Origin of the sequence: Mesorhizobium sp. M7A.F.Ca.CA.003.01.2.1 (assembly GCF_003998945.1) — a bacterium.
GTDB classification, from domain to species: domain Bacteria; phylum Pseudomonadota; class Alphaproteobacteria; order Rhizobiales; family Rhizobiaceae; genus Mesorhizobium; species Mesorhizobium ciceri.
The window spans coordinates 1-1,831 of record NZ_RZRA01001047.1; the positions used below are offsets into that span (position 1 = coordinate 1).

The window sequence follows — 1,831 nt, forward strand, 5'->3', positions numbered from 1 at the left end:
GCCAAGGGCAATGGCGGCACGGTGACCATCCAGCAGGACGGCGAGATCGTCACCGATGGCGAGCGGGCGCACGGCATCGTGGCCCAGGCGGTGGGCGGCGGCGGCGGCCTGGCCGGCACGCTCTCCGCCGGCGCTGCCGGTTCCGGCGGTGGCATCGGCGATGCCGCGGCGGCGACGGCGACGGCCATGAGCCAGGTCTGGGTCAAGGGTGCGAGCTCGTATGCCATGTTCGGACAGAGCGCGACCGGCATCGGCGACGCGCACGCGGTTACGCTGACCGCGGGCGACAGCCTGTTCGCGCAGGGTGCTGGTTCCGTGGCCGCCTACGGCGAAAGCACAGCCAACGGCGCGAAAGGCAACATCACCATCAATCTCAACGGTCATTACACGATTGGCGGTGCCGGAACCGGCGTTGCCGCCATGCTCGTCGGCGGCGCCAACAACGCGCTGACCAACCACAGCCTGCTCTACGCAATGGGAGCGACGCCGACATTCGAGATCCAGGCAGCGGATATCCAGGCATTCCAGACCTTCCTGTTGGCGCCCGGTCCCGTCGTGCCGACCAATGCGATCCTGGAATCGCTGCTCGACGATTTCAGTCCGCTGGCCATTACCGGCACGTCGGGTGATGACCATGTCGACAATTCGCGGCTGGGCGACACGCTGGGACGCGTCATCGGCAACATCGATCTCGGCGGCGGCGACAACAGCTTCCACAATTTTGCCGATGCCTCGATGGTCGGACTGAAAACCATCGATCTCGGCGGCGGGCTGTTCACCAATGACGGGCTCTATACCAACCAGGGCATCGGCGTGGTGGCGAAGGTGGATGTCGGCGGCGGCTTCAAACAAAACCTCTCCGGCGATTTCGTCACCGATGTGGATCTCAACAACCAGATCACGGATGCCCTGGCACTAACGGCGGCCGGTGACTTCAACGGCGAAGCGCCGCTGAATTTCCTGTCGATCGATAAGCTGTTCACAGAATATGTGGTCGCCAATGGCTCGGGGATGACCGACTCCGGCATAGCAGCGAAGACCTTGCATCCGGCAGTGGGCTTCAACTTCCAGTTCCGGGTGGATGGCGGCACCGATCTCGTTCTTTACGCCGACAACCCGACATTCCTGGAACTGGCGCAGGATCCGGGGTCCGGCACCACCGATCCCGGCGTGTTCCAGATGGCGCAGTACCTTGACGATGTCGAGGCAGCATCGACCCCGGACAACCCGATGGCCAGGCTGATCAACATGCTGCGCTTCCTGCCCAATGAAGAGGAACTGGGTGCAGCATTGACCCGGCTCACACCGCATTATGCCGTGCATACGTTCAACATGATCAACCGCGAAGCCGACATGATGCTGGAAGCGGCGCGTGAGTGTACTGGCGTGCCTGCCTACAAGAATCCCGACGGCCGCTGCGTCTGGGCAACGATCAGCCCGCAGGCCGAGTACAGCCGCGACGCGGGCGCTGGCACTACAAGCCGCGACGACGTCCTGAAGACGATGTCGCTTGGCGGCATTGGCGAGATCGGCCAGAACTGGTCGCTTGGTGCCACGATCGGCCGCACAGAGTTCGATTCCAAGATCGGCTTCAATGGAGACCTGCTGTCGGAGACCACCGGTGAGGCCTGGCAGGCCTATGCGCTGGCCAAATATACCAACAAGAATTACTTCGTGGACTTTGCACTCGGTGGCGGCACGGGCTCGTTCAAGGGCGAACGCGACACCCATATCGACCCGGCATTCTACATTCCGGGCGAAACGTTGGCGGGTGATTATCACGACGAGGTAATGCTGCCTGGCATCGGCAGCAGCGTCACCTACACACAGA

At 62.9% G+C, this 1,831-nt stretch carries 1 pseudogene; it reads left to right on the forward strand.

What is annotated here, in order from left to right:
- Window positions 1-1,831, forward strand: a pseudogene (locus EN969_RS29435) (autotransporter outer membrane beta-barrel domain-containing protein); the annotation flags it as partial.